The organism is Pseudonocardia sp. TMWB2A (assembly GCF_017312135.1).
The window spans coordinates 2930815-2951700 of the sequence record NZ_QKQY01000002.1 but is presented as its reverse complement, the minus strand read 5'-3'; the positions used below and the strand labels follow the sequence as shown (position 1 = coordinate 2951700).

The 20886-nt window shown below is 74.5% G+C and carries 21 protein-coding genes; 8 read left to right on the top strand and 13 right to left on the bottom strand.

Annotation, left to right across the window (positions count from 1 at the left end; genetic code table 11):
* Positions 1 to 172 precede the first annotated feature (172 nt).
* Positions 173 to 1111 (top strand): NADPH:quinone oxidoreductase family protein, encoded by a 939-nt coding sequence (locus tag DMP17_RS28775; protein WP_337831139.1) that lies wholly within the window; start codon positions 173 to 175, stop codon positions 1109 to 1111.
* A 123-nt stretch (positions 1112 to 1234) separates the two neighbouring features.
* Complete coding sequence (locus DMP17_RS28770; protein WP_337831138.1) at positions 1235 to 2089, top strand: excalibur calcium-binding domain-containing protein; 855 nt, start codon at positions 1235 to 1237, stop codon at positions 2087 to 2089.
* Here DMP17_RS28770 and DMP17_RS28765 read toward each other — a convergent pair.
* Positions 2041 to 2646, bottom strand: coding sequence for a class I SAM-dependent methyltransferase (locus tag DMP17_RS28765; protein WP_337831137.1), 606 nt, complete (start codon positions 2644 to 2646; stop codon positions 2041 to 2043). The genes DMP17_RS28770 and DMP17_RS28765 overlap by 49 nt on opposite strands.
* Positions 2647 to 2694: 48 nt before the next feature.
* On the opposite strand from DMP17_RS28765, the gene DMP17_RS28760 reads away from it, so the two are divergent.
* Positions 2695 to 3126, top strand: coding sequence for a DUF1707 SHOCT-like domain-containing protein (locus DMP17_RS28760; RefSeq protein WP_226364732.1), 432 nt, complete (start codon positions 2695 to 2697; stop codon positions 3124 to 3126).
* Positions 3127 to 3144: 18 nt separating this feature from the next.
* On the opposite strand, the gene DMP17_RS28755 is transcribed toward DMP17_RS28760, so the two are convergent.
* Positions 3145 to 4311: an LLM class flavin-dependent oxidoreductase gene (locus DMP17_RS28755; RefSeq protein WP_337831136.1), complete on the bottom strand. Its 1167-nt coding sequence runs from the start codon at positions 4309 to 4311 to the stop codon at positions 3145 to 3147.
* A gap of 159 nt (positions 4312 to 4470) precedes the next feature.
* Between DMP17_RS28755 and DMP17_RS28750 the strand changes: the two genes are divergently transcribed.
* Complete coding sequence (locus DMP17_RS28750; protein WP_062399584.1) at positions 4471 to 5061, top strand: TetR/AcrR family transcriptional regulator; 591 nt, start codon at positions 4471 to 4473, stop codon at positions 5059 to 5061.
* A 12-nt stretch (positions 5062 to 5073) separates the two neighbouring features.
* On the opposite strand, the gene DMP17_RS28745 is transcribed toward DMP17_RS28750, so the two are convergent.
* A complete protein-coding gene (locus DMP17_RS28745) occupies positions 5074 to 5484 on the bottom strand; it encodes a hypothetical protein (protein WP_226354780.1) in 411 nt (136 codons plus the stop codon).
* Between the two features lie 75 nt (positions 5485 to 5559).
* Between DMP17_RS28745 and DMP17_RS28740 the strand changes: the two genes are divergently transcribed.
* Positions 5560 to 7398, top strand: coding sequence for a prolyl oligopeptidase family serine peptidase (locus tag DMP17_RS28740; RefSeq protein WP_337831135.1), 1839 nt, complete (start codon positions 5560 to 5562; stop codon positions 7396 to 7398).
* Here the strand turns inward: DMP17_RS28740 and arsC are convergent.
* Positions 7395 to 7739 carry an arsenate reductase (glutaredoxin) gene (gene arsC, locus DMP17_RS28735; protein WP_337831134.1) on the bottom strand — a complete coding sequence of 115 codons (345 nt, stop codon included), beginning with the start codon at positions 7737 to 7739 and terminating at the stop codon, positions 7395 to 7397. The genes DMP17_RS28740 and arsC overlap by 4 nt on opposite strands.
* Positions 7740 to 7803: 64 nt before the next feature.
* A complete protein-coding gene (locus DMP17_RS28730) occupies positions 7804 to 9261 on the bottom strand; it encodes a catalase (RefSeq protein WP_337831133.1) in 1458 nt (485 codons plus the stop codon).
* 193 nt (positions 9262 to 9454) lie between these two features.
* Here DMP17_RS28730 and DMP17_RS28725 point away from each other — a divergent pair, with 193 nt between their 5' ends.
* Both DMP17_RS28725 and DMP17_RS28720 read left to right on the top strand, forming a co-directional pair.
* Positions 9455 to 10648: an MFS transporter gene (locus tag DMP17_RS28725; protein WP_337831132.1), complete on the top strand. Its 1194-nt coding sequence runs from the start codon at positions 9455 to 9457 to the stop codon at positions 10646 to 10648.
* A 222-nt stretch (positions 10649 to 10870) separates the two neighbouring features.
* A complete protein-coding gene (locus DMP17_RS28720) occupies positions 10871 to 11815 on the top strand; it encodes an endonuclease/exonuclease/phosphatase family protein (protein ID WP_337831131.1) in 945 nt (314 codons plus the stop codon).
* A 67-nt stretch (positions 11816 to 11882) separates the two neighbouring features.
* On the opposite strand, the gene DMP17_RS28715 is transcribed toward DMP17_RS28720, so the two are convergent.
* From DMP17_RS28715 to DMP17_RS28705, 3 genes are all read right to left on the bottom strand, one after another.
* Complete coding sequence (locus DMP17_RS28715) at positions 11883 to 12956, bottom strand: aspartate-semialdehyde dehydrogenase (protein ID WP_337831130.1); 1074 nt, start codon at positions 12954 to 12956, stop codon at positions 11883 to 11885.
* A 6-nt stretch (positions 12957 to 12962) separates the two neighbouring features.
* The gene (locus DMP17_RS28710) at positions 12963 to 14228 is read right to left on the bottom strand and encodes an aspartate kinase (RefSeq protein ID WP_226354774.1); all 1266 of its coding nucleotides are present in this window, start codon (positions 14226 to 14228) and stop codon (positions 12963 to 12965) included.
* A 226-nt stretch (positions 14229 to 14454) separates the two neighbouring features.
* Positions 14455 to 14982, bottom strand: coding sequence for a CGNR zinc finger domain-containing protein (locus DMP17_RS28705; RefSeq protein WP_226354773.1), 528 nt, complete (start codon positions 14980 to 14982; stop codon positions 14455 to 14457).
* A 26-nt stretch (positions 14983 to 15008) separates the two neighbouring features.
* On the opposite strand from DMP17_RS28705, the gene DMP17_RS28700 reads away from it, so the two are divergent.
* Positions 15009 to 15176 (top strand): hypothetical protein, encoded by a 168-nt coding sequence (locus tag DMP17_RS28700; RefSeq protein WP_226354772.1) that lies wholly within the window; start codon positions 15009 to 15011, stop codon positions 15174 to 15176.
* On the opposite strand, the gene DMP17_RS28695 is transcribed toward DMP17_RS28700, so the two are convergent.
* From DMP17_RS28695 to DMP17_RS28675, 5 genes are all read right to left on the bottom strand, one after another.
* Positions 15169 to 16557, bottom strand: coding sequence for an acyl-CoA synthetase (locus tag DMP17_RS28695; RefSeq protein WP_337831129.1), 1389 nt, complete (start codon positions 16555 to 16557; stop codon positions 15169 to 15171). The genes DMP17_RS28700 and DMP17_RS28695 overlap by 8 nt on opposite strands.
* Entirely contained in the window at positions 16539 to 18038 is a 1500-nt protein-coding gene (locus DMP17_RS28690) for a carboxyl transferase domain-containing protein (RefSeq protein ID WP_337831128.1), read from the bottom strand. The genes DMP17_RS28695 and DMP17_RS28690 overlap by 19 nt, the downstream gene beginning before the upstream one ends.
* A 14-nt stretch (positions 18039 to 18052) precedes the next feature.
* A complete protein-coding gene (locus DMP17_RS28685) occupies positions 18053 to 19156 on the bottom strand; it encodes a ring-opening amidohydrolase (protein ID WP_337831127.1) in 1104 nt (367 codons plus the stop codon).
* Between the two features lie 25 nt (positions 19157 to 19181).
* Positions 19182 to 20117, bottom strand: a complete 936-nt coding sequence (locus tag DMP17_RS28680) for a carbamate kinase (protein WP_337831126.1) — start codon at positions 20115 to 20117, stop codon at positions 19182 to 19184.
* 88 nt (positions 20118 to 20205) lie between these two features.
* Positions 20206 to 20880, bottom strand: a complete 675-nt coding sequence (locus DMP17_RS28675) for an SDR family oxidoreductase (RefSeq protein WP_337831125.1) — start codon at positions 20878 to 20880, stop codon at positions 20206 to 20208.
* Positions 20881 to 20886: the final 6 nt, after the last annotated feature.

The window sequence follows — 20886 nt, the reverse complement described above, 5'->3', positions numbered from 1 at the left end:
CCTCGGCGGGCCCGGTGGGAGGAAGGCCGGGCCCCGGGCGACAGTGGATCACGAAGGCCGCCGGTCGACCCGGCGCGGCGCGGTTCATGACCGCGGCCACACCGACGATCACCGCCGGGCACCCGCGTGCGAGGCTCGCCCACGGACGCAGTGGGCGACGCGAGGAGGCGTGGTGCGACGGGTGGTCTGCCGGGAGTTCGCCGATCCGGAGCGGTTCGAGCTGGTGGAGGAGCCCGCCCCGGAGCCGGGACCGGGTGCGGTGCTCGTCGCCGTCGAGGCCGCCGCGGTCAGCTTCGTCGACGGGCTGATCGCCCGCGGCGGCTACCAGCTACGACCGCCGCTGCCGTTCACACCCGGCACCGCGGTCTCCGGGACGACCCCGGACGGCAGGCGGGTCGCCGCCCTGCTCACGAGCTTCGGCGGGTTCGCCAGCCACGTCGTCGTCCCGGAGGACCGCCTGGTCCCGGTGCCCGACGGGGTCGACGCGGGCGTCGCGGCCAGCTCGATGGAGAGCCACGGGACGATCGCCTTCGCCTTCCGGGACCGGGTCACCGTCCGCCCGGGCGAGTGGGTCGTCGTGCTCGGGGCGAGCGGGGGGATCGGGCAGGCCGCGGTGGACCACGCCCGCGCCGCCGGGGCGCGGGTGCTCGCCGTCGCGTCCACACCGGACAAGCGCGCGGCCGCGCTCGCCGCCGGGGCCGAGGCCGCCGTCGGCTACGACGCCCTCAAGGACACGATCCGCGAGCACACCGGCGGGGGCGCGGACGTCGTGATCGACCCGGTCGGCGGCGACGCCGCGGAGGCCGCGCTGCGGGCGCTGGGCTCCGGCGGCCGGTTCTGCGTGCTGGGCTTCACCTCCGGCGCGATCCCGAAGCTGCCCGCGAACGTCGTGCTGCTGCGGAACCGGACCGTCGTCGGCGTCGACTGGGGCGACTGGTCGCGCACCGACCCCGCCGCGTCGCGGGACCTGGCCGAGGACGTGCTGCGCCGGATCGGTGCCGGGGAGCTGAACCCGGCCCGCCCGCGGACCCTGCCCCTGGCCGACGCGGCGACCGCGACCCGCGCGTACGCCGAGCGCTCCGCGGTCGGGAAGCTCGTGCTCACGCCCTGACCCGGCGTGGTCGGCGCCGTCATCAACGCTGATGACAGGCGGTAATGGCCGCGTCACACCTCTCGATAGGCCGTTCGTCGGAGCACTGACAGCTCCGGACGGGCCACGTCGAGAGGACCTCCCATGACCGCCACCCAGCCCTGGACCACCGTCGCCGAGCCGGTTCCGGCGCACCGCGGGAACACCCCCGCGACCGCGGGCTTCTGGCTGTCGGTGCTGGGCATGGTGGTCGGGTTCGTGCCGGTGTTCGGCCTGCTGGTCACGGTGCCCGCCGCACTGCTGTCGCACGCCGGCCGCGCCCGGTTCCGGGCCGGCGGGGCGTCGACGCCGGGCCGCTCGACGGTCGGGATCGTGCTCGGCTGGACGGCCACCGCGCTCTGCGTGCTCATGACCGTCATCGGGATCGTCGGCGCGGCCACCGCTCCGGTGCGACAGCTCGCGGCGGCCCCGGCCGCTCCCGCCGCCCCGGCGGCGCCGGTGCTGCTGACGGTGCCCAACGTCGTCGGGATGACCGACGTGCAGGCGCGGGACACGCTCCGTGCCGCCGGGTTCACCGAGGTCGTCCTCGGCCCGTCGACCGGCTCGGTCGCCGGGGTCGCCGCCGGGACCGTCACCACCCAGCTGCCCGGCCCCGCGGCGCTCGCCTCCGCCGGTGACCCGATCACGATCGGCGAGGCCGCCTCCCCGCCCGTCCCGCCCGCTCCGGTCGTCGTGCCGCAGAGCGCCCCGGTCGCCGAGTCCGCCCCGCCGGCCGCGCCGCTGGTCGCCGACACCGACGTCGACCGGCCCTACGTCCCGGCCGCGCCGCAGCCCCTGGTCTCCTCCGGCTCGTCGTCCTCCGGCTCGTCCGGCGGCGGCTCGGCCTACTACAAGAACTGCGCCGCGGCCCGCGCCGCCGGGGCGGCCCCGCTGAGCAGCGGCGACCCGGGCTACCGCTCGGGCCTCGACCGCGACGGCGACGGCATCGCCTGCGAGTGAGCCGACCCACGTGGCACGGTGCCCGGCGGGGCGGTCCCGCCGGGCACCGGCCCGTCTCGGGCCGGCCGGCCCGTCACCCCGGCCCCGCCGTCGCCGGACACCGGAACCGTGTCCCATCCGTGCCGGCGCAGCCCCGCTGCGACGGCCGCGGGCGGAGCACCCTCGTGGAGCACGTGCAGCACCCCTCCCGGAGCGAGCAGCGCGCGCAGCACCTCCAGCTCGGGGCCGGGGTCACGGGTCCAGAACAGGTTCACGTTCACCGTGAGCGCGACGTCGACCGTGCCGTCCTCGATCCGCAGCCCGGCCAGGTCGGACCGCACGACGGTGAGCACGCCGGCGTCGACGAAGGCCGCGCAGCGTTCGGCGGTCCGCGCGACGGCGACGGCCGAGCGGTCCACCGCGAGCATCCCGCCGCCCGCGACCGGGTCGAGCCGCGGGCAGACCAGCGACGCCACCGCCCCCGGTCCGCAGCCCACCTCCAGCACACGGGTGCCGGGCCGCGCCCCGACGACGGCGGCCGCGAACCGCGCCCGAGCCGGGACCACCCGCGTCGCCACACCGGCGATCGTGGCACGGACCGGGCGCGGACAGGCATCATCGAGGAGGTGGACGAGGTGGTGGGACCCGAGCAGATCCGTATCTCCGACGCCGAACGCCAGGCCGTCGCCGACCGGCTGCGCGCCGCCCACGCCGAGGGCTACCTCGACCTCGCCGAGTACGACGAGCGCCTGACCGAGGTCTGGCGGATGCGCACCCGCGGCGACCTGGGCCGGGTCACCCGGGACCTGCCCGCCTCCTCGGCCCCGTCCCGGCGCGACGGTGTGGTGTTCTCCGCGACGGCCGGGGGCGTCGCGATGCGGGTCCTGACGGTCATCTGGCTGTGCATCACCGCCGCGGCCGCCGCCGGGACCTCGGTGCTGGCGTTGCTGACCGACCTGAGCCCGTGGTGGTTCCTGGTCTTCTCCGCGCCGTCCGGCGCGGTACTGCTGACGTTGTGGGTCGCGGGCGCGGGGCGCCCGCGGCGCGGCGGCCGGTAGCCGCCGCGCCGGAGCCCGTCAGCTGCCCGCCTTCTCCTGCTCGTAGCGCTTGGTCATGGTGTCGACGGCGTCGAGCTGGGTCTGCGCGTGCCTCTCGCGCGTGGAGCTGGCCCGGTCCTTGGCCGCCAGGGTGCCCGCGGCCTGCCCCTGGAACTCGGGCACGACGTACTGGGCGATGAGCTCCCAGGACCGCTTCGTCGCCTCCGGGTTGGCCCACTCGTGGCCGAGCAGCAGCATCGCGCCGAACCCGCCGGACTGGTCGACGAGCTTCTGCACCTGGGCCTTCGCGTCCTCGACGGTGCCGATCGCGCCGATCCCGGCGTCGTTGATGAAGTCGATCATCTCCTTGGCGTCGCCGCCCTCGACCGCCATCTGCGGGAAGGCCGCGACCTTCTGGAAGTAGCGGAACCAGTGCTCGATGCCGTACTCGACCTCGCGGTAGGCCTGTTCCCGGGTCTCGGCGACGTGCATGAGGCCGACCAGGCGCCACTTGCTGCGGTCCGGCGCGGGCTGCCCGTGGTGGGCGGCGCGCTCCTCGACGACGCTCCAGTGGTGGGCCAGCGCGTCGAAGCCGTCCTGGGTGAGGGTGGCGCCGATGGACAGCAGGCCGATCCCGTGCTGCCCCGCCATCCGCGGCCCGGTCGGGGACGCGACGGCGGCGACCGCGATGTCGAAGCACGGGTCGCTGTAGGGCGCGAGCTGCAGCTGGGCGTCGATCAGGTTGTGAGTCCTGGTCTCGGCGTTCACGACCTCGCCGCGCAGCAGCCGCATGATGATGTCGAGGTTCACCTCGAGCAGCTCACGGGTGTCGGTGGGGTTCAGGCCGATCATCGACGAGTCGGTGGGCAGCGAGCCGGGCCCGCAGCCGAGCATCGTGCGTCCGCGGGTGAGGTGGTCGAGCATCACCATGCGGTCGGCCACCCACAGCGGGTTGTGGTAGCTGATGGAGGTGACGCCGGTCCCGAGCCTGATGTTCCGGGTCCGCTCCGCCGCCGCGGCGATGAAGATCTCGGGCGAGGCGATGATCTCCGAGCCCGCGGAGTGGTGTTCGCCGATCCACGCCTCGTCGAAGCCGAGCCGGTCGAGGTGTTCGACGAGCTCGAGGTCGCGCTGCAGCGCGAGGGTGGGGTTCTGACCGGGCTGGTGGAACGGGGCCAGGAAGGTGCCGAATCGCAGTCTGCTCACGGTGACTCCTCGTCGGTCCGGTGCCCACTCCGTCGAGGACACCGCCACGACAGTCCCTACCCGCCGTGACCGGCGTCACGCAAGCGTTGCACGACAGTGGCAGACCGGGTGAACGGCCGGTGTACGGACGTCCGTGACGACCCGATAGGTTCCGCGATCATGGGACACCGCGAGGAGCTTCTGGACGGGGCCGCGCAGTGCCTCTACGAGAAGGGGTTCGGCCGCACGACCGCACGGGACGTGGTGGCCGCTTCCGGGACGAACCTGGCCTCCATCGGCTACCACTTCGGTTCCAAGGACGCCCTGCTCACCGAGGCCCTGCTGCGGGCGACGACGGCCTGGGGCGAGGAGCTCGACCGGGCGCTCGCCGAACCCGCGGGCGGGACCACCGACCCGCAGCGCCGGGTCGAGGAGACCTGGAGCCGGGTGGTCGGCCTGTTCTCCACCCAGCGACGCCTGTGGGCCACCCACGTCGAGGCGCTCGCCCAGGCCGAGCGGCTGCCGGAGCTGCGCGCGAAGCTCGCCGAGGCCCAGCGGGAGGTCCGTGAGGGCCTGGCCCTGACCTTCCACACGCTGCCCGACGACCCGGCCGCCGCGGACCGCCGCGTGCACGTGCTCGGCTCCGTCTACCAGGCGCTGCTCACCGGGCTCATGGTCCAGTGGATGCTCGACCCCGACACCGCGCCGTCGGGTGTGGACATCGCCGAGGGCCTGCGCGCCATCGCCGACCGGGCCGACGCCTTCGCCTGACCCCCCGACGGGTCAGTGCCAGGGCTCGACCCGGCCGATGATCGTCCCGCCGCGGACCGCGCCGGGCTCGGCCACCCGCACGGTGAACGTCCCCAGCGCGAGGAAGCGCAGGGTGACCGTGCCCCCGGCGCTGACGTCGACGGCGCGGCCCTGCTCCGGGACCAGCACCCGGCGCGCGACGTCGCTGCCGACGGTGAGCACCACCGTCGTCCCGCGGCGCACCCGCACCGTCGGGACGGCGGGCTCCGGATGCGTCGCGGAGTGGTCGAACCGGACGGCGGTGAGGCCGTGCGAGTCGGCCTGGGCGGTGACCGTCGGGCCACTCGCGACGGTGCCGGCGGTCGATCCGACCGCACCGCAGCCCGCAGCGGCCGGGGAGAGGACGAGCACCCCGGCGAGCAGCAGCCGGGCCGGTCTCCGCATGCCTCCATGCTGCCGGATGCGCGGCCGACGACCCCGCCCGGTGCACCCGTTCGTGGCGTTCGGCACGATCGGGTCGTGAGCCCGCACCCCAGCGCCCCCGTTCCCCCGACGCTCTTCGACGACGAGCGCGAGCAGCGCTGGCGGTCCCGGTTCACCGCGGCGCGCATGTCGCGCCCCGGCTGGGCCCGCGACGCACCGGCCCGCTCGGTCTACGTCTCCAACGCGACCGGCACCTTCGAGATCCACGCCTGGGACCGCGACTCCGGGGAGCACCGCCAGGTCACCGACCGGCGCAACGGCACCACCTCGGCCGTGCTGCCGCCGGACGGCGGGCACGTCTGGTGGTTCGCCGACACCGACGGCGACGAGTTCGGCCACTGGGTCGCCCAGCCGTGGTCCTCCGGTGCGGGCACCGACACCGTGCCCGCCGTCCCCGGCGCGGGCGACGGCTACCCGGCGGGCCTGGAGATCGGCCGCCGAGTCACCGCGATCGGGGTGTCCACCGACGACGGCACCGTCCTGTCGGTGCACGAGCGCGGCTCCGGCACCGACGCCCGGGAGATCTACCGGCACACCGAGGACGCGGGCGTCGGCGCGCTGTCGGAGGACGAGACGCTGCTGGCGATCTCGCACTCCGAGCACGGCGACTCCCGCCACCCGTCGCTGCGGGTGCTCGACGTCGCCACCGGGGACACCGTCGCCGAGCTGCACGACGGGCCCGGCCGCGGCCTCGCCGCGCTGGAGTTCTCCCCCCTCGCGGGCGACCAGCGGCTGCTCGTCGGCCACGAGCGCCGCGGACGCGACGAGCTTCTGGTCTGGGACCCGACCACCGGTGAGGTCACCGAGCTCGCGGTCGACCTGCCCGGCGAGCTGGTCGGCGGGTTCGTCCCGGACGCCTCGGCGCTGCTCGTCGCGCACACCCACGCCGCCCGCACCCGGCTGTTCCGCTACGTCCTGGCCTCCGGCGAGCTGACCGAGCTGCCCACCGCGCCCGGCTGCGTCGGGTCCGCCGAGGTCCGCGACGACGGCACCGTCGAGTACTCCGCGTCGTCGGCGGCCACCCCGTCGCAGATCCGGGCGCTGCGCCCGGACGGCACCGACGACGTCCTGGTCGCCCCGCCCGGCGAGCGCCCGCCCGGCTCGGTCGCCGTCCGCGACGTGTGGACCGGGGTCCCGGCCGGGCAGGTGCACAGCCTGGTCGCCGAGGCGCCGCGCGTCGACGGCCGTCCGGCGCCCGCGGTGTTCGTGCTGCACGGCGGCCCGCACGCCGCCGACGAGGACCGTTTCGACGCCGGCCGCGCGACCTGGGTCGAGGCCGGGTTCACCGTCGTCGAGGTCAACTACCGGGGCTCCACCGGCTACGGCTCGGCCTGGCGGGACGCGATCGAGGGCAGGCCGGGGCTGACCGAGCTGGAGGACGTCGCCGCCGTCCAGGACGCGCTGGTCGCCGACGGCACCGTCGACCCGGACCGCTGCGCCGTCGACGGCTGGTCCTGGGGCGGGTACCTGTCGCTGCTCGCCGCCGGGACGCAGCCGCAGCGGTGGGCCGCGGCCGTCGCCGGGGTGCCGGTGGCCGACTACGTCGCCGCCTACGCCGACGAGATGGAGCAGCTGCGCGCGTTCGACCGGGCGCTGTTCGGCGGCTCCCCCGACGAGCTGCCCGACCTCTACCGGGAGGCCTCGCCGCTGACCTACGTCGACGAGGTCCGCGTACCGGTCCTGGTGCTGGCCGGGGAGAACGACCCGCGCTGCCCGATCCGGCAGATCGACAACTACCTGGACGCGCTGGCCGGACGCGGGGACGTGACCTACGAGGTCAGCCGGTTCGACGCCGGGCACGGCTCGCTGGTGGTGTCCGACCAGCTGGACCTGATCGCGACCGAGGTCGACTTCGTGCGGCGGGCGCTGGGCTAGTCGCCGAGCAGGCCCAGCACGTTCTCCGGCGGCCGGCCGACGACGGCCCGGTCGCCGTCGATCACCACGGGCCGCTCGATCAGCTTCGGCTCGGCGGCGAGCGCGTCGAGCAGGGTGTCCCGGTCGGCGCCGGCGAGGCCCTGCTCGCGGAACGCGGGCTCGCCGGTGCGGGTGATCGCGAGCGGGTCCTCGGTGCCGAGCGCGGCCAGGGCCCGCTCCAGCTCGGCGCGGGTCGGCGGGTCCTCGAGGTAGCGCCGCACCGTCGGTTCGACGCCGCGGTCGGTCAGCAGCGTGAGGGCGGCGCGGCTCTTCGAGCAGCGCGGGTTGTGCCAGATCTCCACGTGCCGAGCCTAGGACGCACGACGGCCCCGGGGTGTCCCCCGGGGCCGTCGCCGTGCCGAGCGGTCAGCCGCCGTTGCGGACGGCCTGCTCGATCCGGTCGCCGATGTCCTTGTCGACGTTGCGCCAGTACTCGAAGGCGCGCTGCAGGACGGGCTCGGTCACGCCGTCGAGCAGGTGCCCGGCGACGTTGCCGACGAACCGTTCGCGGGCGGCGTCGTCGAAGACCTCGCGGACCATGATCCCGGCCTGGCCCCAGTCGTCGTCCTCCTCACGCAGGGAGTACGCGCTGCGGACCATGTCGCCGTCGGCGTACCAGAGGGCCTCGGAGACCCGCTTCGGGTCGGCCGCCGGGCCGCCGTAGGAGTTCGGCGCGTAGATCGGGTCACAGGTGTTCGTGATCCGCATGGCGCCGTCCTTCTGGTAGTTGTTCACCTCGCTGCGGGGCGCGTTGACCGGGATCTGCTTGTAGTTGACACCGAGCCGGGCGCGGTGGGCGTCGGCGTAGGAGAACCCGCGGGCGAGCAGCATCTTGTCCGGCGACAGCCCGGTGCCGGGCACCAGGTTGTTCGGCTCGAACGCGGCCTGCTCCATCTCGGCGTGGTAGTCCTCGACGTTCCGGTCCAGCGTCAGCTTCCCGACCTTGATCAGCGGGTAGTCGCTGTGCGGCCACACCTTGGTCAGGTCGAACGGGTTGTACCGGTAGGTCTTCGCGTCGGCGAACGGCATGACCTGCACGTACAGCGTCCAGGACGGGTGGTTGCCCGCCTCGATCTCGTTGTAGAGGTCGGCCTGGTGGTAGTCGGGGTCCGAACCGGCGAGGGTGTCGGCCTCGTCCTGGGTCAGGCACTCCACGCCCTGGTCGGACTTGAAGTGGTACTTCACCCAGACCATCTCGCCGGCCTCGTTGATCCAGCTGTAGGTGTGGCTGGAGTAGCCGTTCATCTGCCGCCAGGTCTTCGGGATGCCCCGGTCACCCATGAGCCAGGTGACCTGGTGCGCCGACTCCGGCGACAACGTCCAGAAGTCCCACTGCATGTCGTGGTCGCGCAGGTTGTTCGCGACGCGCCGCTTCTGGCTGCGGATGAAGTGCTGGAACTTCATGGGGTCGCGGACGAAGAAGACCGGCGTGTTGTTGCCGACCATGTCCCAGTTGCCCTCGGTCGTCCACAGCTTCAGCGAGAAACCGCGCGGGTCGCGCCAGGTGTCGGGGCTGCCGCGCTCACCGGCGACGGTCGAGAAACGGATCACGCCACGGGACTCGACGCCGGGCTGGAGGAACGCGGCCTTGGTGTACTGCGAGACGTCCTCGGTGGTCTCGAACCGCGCGAACGCCCCACCGCCCTTCGCGTGCGGCTGACGCTCCGGGATGCGCTCCCGGTTGAAGTTCGCCATCTGCTCGATGAGGTAGTGGTCGTTGAGCAGGAGCGGGCCGTCGGGGCCGATCGTCAGCGAGTGCTCGTCGCTGGCGACCGGGCTGCCGGAGTCCGTGGTGGTGGGCTTGGGCTGGTGCGACGTGGTCACGGCCGAGCCTCCTCGTGCGCGTGGTGGGTGGGGCGGGCGGGCGGTGCCCCGCCGGGGCGACCGGGACGCTCCCGCGGCTGCGCGGCCGCGTCGCGGTCGGCGGTGTCCGTTCCCCCAGGGACTTCCCGTGCGGTCCCGGCCGAAACCCGAAACCGGTGCGCGACGACGACCGGGCGCGGGTCAGGATGGGGTCGTGCCCGACACCGCCGCCACCGCACCCCGCGCCGGCCTGGGCGCGTTCGCCGACGTGCTGCGCCTGCCCGGGGTCGGTGCGATCACCGCGATCGGCATGGCCGCACGCATCCCCGCGACGGCCGTCGGCGTCACCCTGACCCTGCACACCGTCACCACCCTCGGCTACGGCTTCGGCGCCGCCGGGCTCGTCGCCGCCGCGGTCCCGACCGGGATGGCGATCGGCGCCCCGCTGCTCGGCACGGTGGTCGACCGGCACGGGCTGCGCCCGGTCCTGGCGCTGACGATGACCGCGGGCCTGCTGTTCTGGTCGGTCGCGCCGCTGCTGGGCTACGCCGGTCTGCTCGGCGCCGCCTTCGTCGCCGGCATCCTGACCCTCCCGGTGTTCTCCCTGGTCCGGCAGGTCATCGCGGCCGCCGTCCCGGCCGGACGACGCCGCCCCGCGTTCGCGCTGGACTCGATGACCGTCGAGATCTCCTACATGACCGGGCCCGCCGTCGGGTCGCTGCTGACGGTGTGGCTGGGCTCGGCGACGACGATGCGCGTGATCGGCGCCGGGTTCGTCCTGGCCGGGATCGCGCTGTGGCGGCTCGACCCACCGGTCCGCGCCGACGGCGAGGGGGCCGCCCGCACCGGCCCCCGCCCTCCGCTGCGCAGCTGGCTGACCCGGCCGCTGGTCGGCGCGCTGCTGGCGGTGACCGCCGCGGTGATCGCGATCATGGGCACCGAGTTCGCGTTCATCGCCGCCCTCACCTCCTCCGGGCAGGCGTGGGCGATCGCGCTGGTCAACGCCGTGTGGTGCCTGGCGTCGCTGGTCGGCGGGTTCCTCTACGGCAGCGCCCGCCGCGGCCTGCCGCTGCCGCTGCTGCTCGCCGCGCTCGGGCTGGCGACGCTCCCGGCGGCACTGGCCTGGTCGTGGTGGAGCCTGCTGTTCCTGCTGCTCCCCGCGGGTCTGGCGACCGCGTCGACGCTCGCGGCGGGCAGTGCCGCGATCGGCGACCTCGCCCCGGACCGGGTGCGTGGCCTGGTCACCGGCCTGCAGGGCTCCGCGACGACGCTCGGCATCGCCATCGCGACCCCGCTGGCGGGGGTGCTGGTCGACACCGCCTCTCCCGGCGTGGCGATGCTGGTCTGCGGGTCGGTCGCGGTCGTCGCCGCCGGGGTGGCGGCGCCGCTGCTGCGCGCCCGGGTCTGACCGGCCGGGGCTGCACGGCCGTCGGCGTCACCGAGACGGTCGACGAGCGGTCGCGCAAGTCGGACACTGAGAGAGTCCACAGACGATCGGCGCAGCGCACCGTCCGGACGCGGCGGGCAGGTGTGCCCCTCGGGCAGACTGGACCGAGTGAGCGCACCGCCCCACCCCGACTCCGAGACCCAGCCCATCCCGAGTGGGCGGCCCCGTCGTCGGGGAGGTCGGGTGCGCTGGGGGTTCGCGCTGTTCCTCGGTGCCGCCGCCGCGCTCGCGACGCTGCCCGACCTCGTCGGTCTCGACGCGCACTCGCCGTTCGCGCAGGTCATCGCCTTCCGGCCGCTGATGGTCGCCGCGCTCGGCGTGCTGGTCGTGATCGGCCTCCTGATCACCCTGGCCGCCCGCCGGTTCTGGCCGGTCCCGGTCGTCCTCGCGCTGGTCGCGCTGGTCGGCGCCGCGATGGTGCTCCCCCGCACCATGGCGGGCCCCGCGCCCACCGGCGGGACCCCGCTGAAGGTGCTGGCGCTCAACGTCTACGAGGGCAACGCCGACACGCAGTCGCTCGCCGCGCTCGTCGCCGCGGAGAACCCCGACGTCGTCTCGATCCCGGAGGCGGGCGGCCGCTACGAGAGCGAGATCGCGCCGCTGCTGGAGCCGCTGGGCTACCGGACGGCGTCCAGCGTCGACCGCTGGGACCGCGACGTCACCGGCAACACCGTGGCCTGGTCGAACCGGCTCGGCGACGTCCGCACCCGGATCGGCAAGGACGTCCGCTTCGACTACATCGAGATCACCGGCGGCGGCCTGGGGAACCTGCGCTTCGTCGCGTTCCACTCCGTCGCCCCGGTCCCGCGCTCGGTCGGGCAGTGGCGCTCGGACCTGGAGACCGTCGCGAAGTGGTGCTCCGGGACGAGCCCGGCGATCGTCGCCGGCGACTTCAACGCGAGCCTCGACCACTCGGTGTTCCGCAACGCGATCCAGGGCTGCGGCGACGCGGGCTCGCAGACCGGCAACGGGCTGGCCGGGACCTGGCCGACCTGGGCGCCGTCGTGGCTGGGGCCGCAGATCGACCACATCGTCTACAACGGCGGGATCGCCGCCGAGTCCTTCGGGACGCGGCTGGTGCCCGGCACCGACCACCGCGCGATCGTGGCGACGCTGCGCCTGCCCTAGACCCCGCACACGACGACGGCCGCCGCCCCGGGCTCCGGGACGGCGGCCGTCGTAGCTACGGAGGGGGTCAGCCGGCCGCGGCGACCGTCTCCGCCACCTCGTAGGTGTTCAGGGCGGCACCCTTGCGCAGGTTGTCCCCGCACACGAACAGCTCCAGGGTGTTCGGGAAGTCCAGCGACTGCCGGATCCGGCCCACCACGGTCGGGTCCCCACCGACGGCGTCGGCCGGGGTCGGCCACTCGCCGGCGGCCGGGTCGTCCTTGACGACGATCGTCGGCTGCGCCCCGAGCACCTTGCGGGCGGCGTCGACCGAGACCTCCGAGGAGAAGGTCGCGTGGATCGCCAGCGCGTGCGTGGTGACGACCGGGACGCGCACGCAGGTCGCGGAGACCTTGAGCTCCGGGATCCCGAGGATCTTGCGGGACTCGTTGCGGACCTTCAGCTCCTCCGACGACCAGCCGTCGTCCTTGAGGGAGCCGGCCCACGGCACGACGTTGAGCACCAGCGGAGCCGGGAACGGCGAGTCGCCGCCGACCGGGATCCCGGCCTCGGTCAGGACGGCCGCGACGTCGCCGGCGGCCTTCCCGAGGTCCTTGCCGGCGACCGCGGACAGCTCGGCCTGCAGCTGGTCGACGCCGGGCTGACCGGCACCCGACGCGGCCTGGTACGACGACACGACCAGCGCCTCGAGCCCGAACTCGCGGTGCAGCGCACCCATCGCCGCCATCATCGACAGCGTCGTGCAGTTCGGGTTGGCGATGATGCCCTTGGGCCGCTCGGTCACCTTCTCCGGGTTGACCTCGGGCACGACGAGCGGGACCTCGGGGTCCATCCGGAACGCGCCGGAGTTGTCGACGGCGATCGCGCCGCGGGAGGCGGCGATCGGCGCCCACTCGGCGGAGACCTCGTCCGGCACGTCGAACATCGCGATGTCGACGCCGTCGAAGACCTCGGGCTTGAGCTCCAGGACCGTGATGTCCTGGCCGCGGACCGTCAGCACCTTGCCGGCGCTGCGCGCCGAGGCGATCAGGCGGATCTCGCCCCACGGCACCGACTCGCGGGAGTCGATGATCTCGATCATGGTGGTGCCGACGGCACCGGTCGCGCCGACGAGCGCGAGGACGGGCTTGTCCATGGCCATCTCAGCTCACCGGCCCGTTCCGGCGGCGACCACCGCGTCGTCCTCGGCGCCGAGCTCGAACGCCTCGTGCAGCGCCTGCACCGCGTCGTCCAGCTGGTCGGAGCGGCAGATCACCGAGATCCGGATCTCCGAGGTGTTCATGGTCTCGATGTTGATCCCGGCGTCGGAGAGCGCCTCGCAGAACTTCGCGGTGACGCCGGGGTGGTTGCGCATGCCCGCGCCGACCAGGGACACCTTGCCGATGTCGTTGTCGTAGATCAGCTCGGCGAACCCGATCTCGGCCTTCGCGCGCTCCAGCGCCGCGACGGCGGTGTCACCGTCGGTGCGGGGCAGCGAGAAGGTGATGTCGGTCTTCTTGTCCGCCACGTTGGAGATGTTCTGCAGGACCATGTCGATGTTGATCTCCGCGTCGGCGACCGTGCGGAAGATCTTCGCGGCCATGCCGGGGGTGTCCGGCACACCGGTGACGGTGATCTTGCCTTCGGACCGGTCGTGGGCGACGCCGGTGATGATCGGATTCTCCAACGGGATCTCCTCGATCGAGCCGGAGACCAGGGTGCCCGGCTTGTCGTTGTAGGAACTGCGCACCCGCAGCGGGACGCCGTAGCGGCGGGCGTACTCGACGGCGCGCAGGTGCAGCACCTTGGCGCCGGACGCGGCGAGCTCGAGCATCTCCTCGTAGGTCACCGTCTCGAGCAGGCTCGCCTTGGAGACGATCCGCGGGTCGGCGGTGTAGACGCCGTCGACGTCGGAGTAGATCTCGCAGACGTCGGCGTTCAGCGCGGCCGCGAGCGCGACGGCGGTGGTGTCCGAGCCGCCGCGGCCCAGCGTGGTGATGTCGCGGGAGTCCGCGCTCATGCCCTGGAAGCCGGCGACGAGCACGATGTGCCCCTCGTCGAGGGCCTCACGCAGGCGCCACGGGTTCACCTCGGTGATGCGGGCGTCACCGTGCTTCGAGGTGGTGAGCATGCCCGCCTGCGAGCCGGTGAACGACCGGGCCTCCGCGCCGAGGGCGTGGATCGCCATCGCGACGAGTGCGTTCGAGATCCGCTCACCGGAGGTGAGCAGCATGTCCATCTCCCGCAGCGGGGGCTTCGGGGAGATCTGCTCGGCGAGATCGGTCAGCTCGTCGGTGGTGTCCCCCATGGCGGACACGACGACGACGACATCGTGGCCCTCCTTGCGGGTACGGACGATGCGCTCGGCGACCTTCTTGATCCGCTCCGCGTTCTCGACCGACGAACCGCCGTACTTCTGCACGACGAGGGCCACGCCGACCTCCAATCCTGGCTCCGCGGTGGAGCCGTCGGGTGCTCTCTCTTCGACCGCCGGGATGCGCAGGTGACGCATCGGCGGCGCTGGTCGGAACGGAACAGTACCGGCGAGCGCCGTCCGTTTTCAGGATCTGGACGGTCACCGATGACCCAGACCACACGGGCTCGCCCGCGGACCCCGCGCTCGGGTATGCGCGCGGGCCGCACGGCACCGGACCGGGGGCTCAGGCCCGGACGGGCTGCTGCCTGCCGCGGTGCCGGCGGACCGCGTCGGTGTTGCCGCAGCGTGCGCTGCAATAGCGCTGCCTGCCGTTGCGGGAGACATCGGCGTAGACGCGGGTGCAGCCCTCGGCGGCGCACCGGCCGAGCCGGTCCATCCCCCGGGTCGCCAGGTGGGTGGCGGTGCCGGTCGCGAGCAGGGCGCGCAGCACACCGGCCAGGCCCAGACCGTCGTCGCGGTGGTGCAGGTGCCAGTGGCCGTCGTGGTCGGTGAGGCGTGGCGGCCCGGTCGACTCGGCGAGCAGGGCGTTGAGCAGCCGTGCCCGTTCCGCGCCCGGTTCGGCGTCGACGACCCCCTCCCACCGGCGCAGGAAGTCGAGCACCGCCGGCAGGTCGGCGCCGACCGGGTCCCAGTCGCGCGTCACCCCGGCGGCGAGGCAGCGTGCGACGAGCTCCCCGGTCGACGACGGCGGCGCGTTCACCAGGTCGGCGGCGAGGAGCGCCGGATCACGTCCGTAAGGGTTGATGTGCACTGACCCATTACAGCAACGTCGTCGTCGTGAGTACACCCCTGGACCACGAGTGGGAGACGACGTCGCGGCACCGCACCGCCGACGGCGTCGTGAGCTACCAGCGCTGCCGGTGCGGGGCCTGGCGGATCCGGCTCGCCGCGCCCCGCACCGCGACCGTCGCGGCGAGCGCCGGACGCGCCCGCGGGCTCAGGTGAGCAGCTTCTTCTGGACCTTGCCCATCGGGTTGCGGGGCAGGGCGTCGAGGAACACGACCTCGCGCGGCCGCTTGTGCCAGGACAGCTGTGCGGCGACGTGGTCGATCAGCGCCTGGGCGTCGTGTCCGTCGCCGACGACGTAGGCGACGATCTTCTGGCCGAGGTCGGGGTCGGGGGCGCCGACGACGGCGACCTCGGACACGGCGGGGTGGTCGAGCAGGACGGCCTCGATCTCGCCGGATCCGATGCGGTAGCCGCCGGATTTGATGAGGTCGGTGGACTCGCGGCCGACGATGCGGTGGAACCCGTCGGGGTCGCGGACGGCGAGGTCGCCGGTGCGGAACCAGCCCTCGCCGGCCCAGCACTCGTCGTCGGCGTCGGGGCGGCCCCGGTAGCCGTCGAACAGCATGGGGCCGCGGACCTGCAGGCGGCCGACGGTCTCGCCGTCGTCGGGGACGGTGTCGGCGTCGGTCGCGTCGTCGGTGGCGGGGAGCAGGCGGGTCTCGGCGCCCGGGACGGGCAGGCCGACCCAGCCGGCGCGGCGTTCGCCGGAGGCGTGTGCGGACAGGGTGATCATGGTTTCGGTCATGCCGTAGCGCTCCACCGGTGCCTGCCCGGTGAGGGCGGCGATGCGGTCGAACAGTGATGCGGGCAGGGGTGCGCTGCCGGAGACGAGGAGCCGGGCGCGGGACAGGGCGCGGGCGGCGTCGGGTTCGTCGACGATCCGGTTCCACACCGTCGGCACCCCGAAGTACATCGACGCGTCGACCGCGGCGTAGCGGGCGGGTTGCGGCTTGACGGTGTGCACGACGCGGGAGCCGCGGCGCAGTGATCCGAGGACGCCGAGGATCAGGCCGTGGACGTGGAACAGGGGCAGGCCGTGGGCGACGGTGTCCTCGGGGGTCCAGTCCCAGACCTCGAACAGGGCGTCGAGGCCGGCGGCGATCGCGGCGCCGGAGAGCTGGGCGCCCTTGGGGCGTCCGGTGGTGCCGGAGGTGTAGAGCAGCATCGCGGTGGCCGCGGGGTCGACCGGACGGGGGCCGATCGGCTGCGAGCCCGGTACGACGACCGGCAGGTCGACCCCTTCGGGCAGCTCCCCGGCCCAGGCCGTCGCACCCGAGTCGGAGAGCACGTGGCCGCGCTCGGCGGGCCCGGAGTCCGGCGGGACCGGCACGACCGGCACCCCGGCGAGGATCGCGGCGGTGATGGCGACGACGGTGTCGATCGAGGCGGTCGCGTGCACGGCGACCGGGCCGTCGCCGGGGATGCCGGCGGCGAACCGGCCGGCCCGGTCGAGGAGCTCGGCGCGGGACAGCACGTCGTCGCCGACGGTGACGGCACGCTCCAGGTCCCGGGGATCGGTCAGCGAGGTGAGCAGCAAGGTCGGTCTCCCGGTCGTGGGGGTCGGTACGAGATCGGTGGAGGGTGGGTGCCCGCGGCGCGCGGGATCTCCTCCGCGAGCGCGGCCCGCATCCGGGCGACGAACGCGGCGGGCTCGTCGGCGGCGTCCGGACACTCGTCGACGATCCGGTCCACCGCCCCGAGCGCCAGCAGGTCGGCGCTGCGCACCCGCTGCGCGGCGACGGTCTCCGGTGCCCGGTCCGGTGTGCCGTGCACGATGACCGAGGCCCCCTCCGGCGGGAGCGGGGTCAGCCACGCGTGCCGGGCCGCGAGGACCCGGTCGGCGGGCAGCAGCGCCAGGGCCGCACCGCCGCCGCCCTGCCCGAGCAGCACCGACACGACGGGACCCCCCGGCCCGCCGGGCCCGGCCAGGCAGCGCGCGATCTCCCCGGCCAGCGCTCCCTGCTCGGCAGCGGGTGACAGCTCGGCACCGGCGGTGTCGACGACCGTCACCAGGGGCAGGCCCAGCTCCCCGGCGAGCCGGGCACCCCGGCGGGCCACCCGCAGGTCGGCGGGCCCGACCGGACGGGTGGCGGTCCGGTCCTGACCGACCAGGACGCACGGCGACGTCCCGAACCGGGTCAGGCACAGCACGGTCGCCGCGGCCGTCTCCCCCGCGCCGGTGCCGTGCAGCAGCACGGTGTCCGGGTCGGTGAGCAGGTCGCGCACGCCCGGCCGGTCCGGGCGCCGCGTCGCGGTGACCGAGGTCCACGCGTCGGGCACCGGTCCCGGCGCCGGGCCGGGCTCCGGCGCCGGGGGCACCGGCGTCGGGGCGTGGCGGGTGAGCGCGACGACCCGGCGCAGGAACCCCGCGAACCCGGCGGTGTCGAGCACGGCGTCGACGACGCCGTGCCGGTACAGGTTCTCCGCGGTCTGCACCCCGTCCGGGAACGCGGACCCGGTCAGCCCCCGGTACACCTTCGGCCCGAGGAACCCGACGAGCGCCCCCGGCTCGGCGACGGTGACCGACCCGAGCGATCCCCAGGACGCGAGCGACCCGCCGGTCGTGGGGTGCCGCAGGTGCACGACGACCGGCAGCCCGGCCCGGCGGTGCGCGGCGACGGCCCGGGCGATCCCCGGCATCGCGAGGAACGCCGCGGTCCCGTCCTGCATCCGCGTCCCGCCGGAGGCCGGTGCCAGCACCAGCGGGAGCCGGTCCGTCGTCGCCCGACCGGCCGCCGCGACGATCCGGGCGGCCGCGACGGTGCCGACCGACCCGGCGAGGAAGCCGAACTCGCTGCAGACCACCGCCACCCGGACCCCGCCGGCCCGGCCCTCGCCGGTCACGACGGACTCGTCGGTCCCGGCGCGGGCACGGGCCCGGTCGAGCTCGGCGCGGTACCCGGTGGACGCCCCGGGCGGGGGTCCCGCCGGGGTGTCCCAGGACCGGAAGGAGCCGGGGTCGAGCACCGCGTCCAGGTAGCGGGACGACGCCGGACGGACGGGCTCGGGGACCGTCACCGCTGCCCCGCCACTCAGCCCAGGTCGACGATGGCGGCGACCGGGCCGCCGCCCTCGGGACCCTGGTGGGCTGCGGACACCGACACGAACACCGCCGGGTCGCCGGTCACGGCCGCGGTGACCCCGCCGACGCAGGACTTGATCTGCCGGTGCCAGTGCACGTCGGAGTCGTCGAGCATCGCGTTGCGCCGGCCGCGGACGGTGCCGTCCTGCGACGCCTCGCACTTGAGGAACACGTTGACCAGGCGGCCGTCCAGGTCGGAGGTGTGCGGCCGCTCGGGCAGGTCCAGGCCCGCGTCGCGGATCGCGTTCCAGATGCCGTCGGCGTCGAGCGCGTCGGTCATGACCGAGTGCCCGATCCGGTAGCGGCCACCGACCCCGGTCGCGTTCCCGACCACGACGACCTGCGCCCGGTCCAGCTCGACGCCCGACGAGCAGGACGCCACCGCGGAGTAGAGGTCGCGGTCGTGCATGACGTCGGCGTCGGTCGGCATCTCGATCTCGCCGAGCGCGACGGCGACGCCGAGCGCGGTGCACCCGTTGGACAGGTCCATCGACTCGTGGGTGTGCTCGGTCCACACGGTCTTCCCGCGGGACTTGGCGTCGCGGATGGTGTGGATGGTCAGCAGCGGGGTCTTGGTCTGGACGTAGTGCACGTCGGCGGGGTCGGTGATGCCGGCCTTCTTCATCGCGGCCTGCACCGCGTCGGCCACCTTGGTGATCATCGGCGTGCGGCCGATGTCCTCCGGGGCGAGCTGCTCGCTCATCGCGAAACCGACGGTCAGACGGGGCTCGTCGGAGGGGACGACGTCCTCCGGCGGGACGGTCGCGAAGATCGTCGCGTGCGGGCTGATGACGCCGTCGGTGCCGCCGGACCAGACGATCGGGACCTCCCGGACCTGCTCGGCCGGGGCGCCCTTCTCGATCAGCACCTCGCGGAAGGCGCGGTCGGCGATGATGCGGGTGTAGTCGTTGACCCCGCCGTTCCCCTCGGTCTTGCCGATGATCGCGACGACCCGGCCGGCCTGCAGGACCCCGTCGTCGATCAGCGTCGCGAGCTCGCTCGCGTCGGCCACGGAGTGGATCGGGACCTTGCGCACCTCGATGGCGTCGGGCATGACGGACTCTCCTTCTCCAGCGGTCTCAGGACGGGACGACGACGGTTCCGGCGCCGCCGGTGACGGCCTCGGTGATGTGGGTGAGGTCGGTGATCACGGCGCGGGTGCCGCCGTTCTCGACGAAGCGGCAGGCCGCGTCGACCTTGGGGCCCATCGAGCCGCCGGCGAAGTGCCCGTCGGCGGCGTGCGCGCGCAGCTTCTCGACACCGATCGTGCCGAGGGCCTCGGCGGCCGGGGTCCCAAAGCGGAGCACCGCGTGGGGCACGTCGGTGCCGATGACGAGCACGTCGGCGCCGACGGTGCGGGCGAGCAGCGCGGCACCGAGGTCCTTGTCGATGACGGCCTCGACGCCGGCCAGCTCGCCGGTGGGCCGTCGCACGACCGGGATCCCGCCGCCACCGTTGCCGACGACGACGAACCCGGCGTCGACCAGGGCGCGGATCGCCGGCCCGTCGACGATCTCCAGCGGCTCGGGCGAGCCGACCACCCGGCGCCAGCCCCGCTCGCCCCGGTCCTGCCAGGTCTGGCCGTGCGCGACCAGGACGGCGGCCTCGTCGGCGGGCAGGTAGCGCCCGACCGGTTTCGACGGCCGGAGCAGGCCCGGGTCGTCGGCCGAGACACGGGTGCGGGTCACCACCGCGGCGGTGCGCCGCTCGACCCCGGCCGCGGCCAGCGCCGCGTCCAGCGCCGTGGTCAGGACGAAGCCGAGCGTCCCCTGGGTCTGCGCGCCGCACCAGTCCAGCCCGACCGGCGGGACGACGGCGGCCGCCAGCTCGTTCTTGACCAGCAGGTTCCCGACCTGCGGGCCGTTGCCGTGGGTGATGACGACGTCGTGGTCGCGGGCCAGCAGCCCGGCCACCGCCCCGGCGGCGACCCGCGCCGCGGCGATCTGGTCCTCCGGGCGCGCGCTGCCGTCGGCGGCGGTCATGGCGTTGCCGCCCAGTGCCAGCAGGACTCTCACGACGACGAACCTAGGAGCAGGGTGGCCGTCGTCTCACCGTCGTGGGCGACGGAAACCGCGCCGGTTCGATGGCAGGAGTTGCCGAAGGTCACGGGTGGTCCTTCCCGAGGAGGTGGGCGAGCGGACGGGTACCGACGGGCAGGCCGTGGCGGTCGTAGTAGGCGAACATCGCGTCGAGGACCGGGCCGAGACCGGACGGTCCGGGGACCCGCTCGGCGGTCGTGCCCGCCTCCGCCGCCAGCTCGGCGACGGTGGCGGTGCGCGACGCGAGCTCGTAGGTGGCGCCGTCGTGGCCGGGTTCGGTCAGGACGGTCGCGGCGGCCGCCCCGACCTCGTCGAGGTCGGCGAACCCGAAGACGGCGTGCACGTCGTAGGGCACCCGGACCGGCCCGGTCAGGTCCAGGTTCTGCAGGTAGGCGCCGGGCTGCAGGACCGTCCAGCGCAGCCCGGACCGGCGGACGACGTCCTCGGTCCGGGCCTTGCCCAGGTGGTGGGGCATGTCGGGGGCGTACGGCGCGGCCACCGAGTGGTAGCCGACCCGGGTGACGCCCGCGGTGCGCAGCCCGTCGAGCCAGCCCGCGACCAGCGCCGGCTCGTCCGGGTGCAGGTTCGGGGCGATCAGGTAGGCGGCGTCGGCGCCGGCCGCGGCCCCGGCGACGGCGTCCGCCCGCCCCAGCGGGACGGCGGTGGCGCCCCGCGCCCGCAGCGCGGCCGCCACCGCCCGTCCGGTCTTGCCGTTGCCCCCGCAGATCACGACCCGCACGGCGGG